Here is a 376-nt window from a genome sequence, read left to right on the forward strand (position 1 = left end):
GAGCTCAAGCTCGACCAGGTGGCGCTGCTGGTCGGCATGGTCAAGGGACCGTCCTACTTCAACCCGCGGCGTTACCCGGATCGTGCGCTGGCGCGGCGCAACCTGGTGCTCGACGTGCTCGCCGAGCAGGGCGTGGCGACCCAGCAGGAAGTCGACGCCGCCAAGCAGCGCCCGCTCGGCGTTACCCGGCAGGGCAGCATGGCCGACAGCTCCTATCCGGCCTTCCTCGACCTGGTCAAGCGCCAGTTGCGCCAGGACTACCGCGACGAGGACCTGACCGAGGAAGGGCTGCGCATCTTCACCAGCTTCGATCCGATCCTGCAGGAGAAGGCCGAGACCTCCGTCAACGAAACGCTCAAGCGTCTCAGTGGGCGCA

At 67.0% G+C, this 376-nt stretch carries 1 pseudogene; it reads left to right on the plus strand.

The annotated features are described in order from the left end of the window. Positions 1 to 376 (plus strand): annotated as a pseudogene (locus tag FLO80_RS24235) (transglycosylase domain-containing protein); the annotation flags it as partial.

Origin of the sequence: Aquicoccus porphyridii (assembly GCF_008369105.1) — a bacterium.
Taxonomy (GTDB): domain Bacteria; phylum Pseudomonadota; class Alphaproteobacteria; order Rhodobacterales; family Rhodobacteraceae; genus Aquicoccus; species Aquicoccus porphyridii.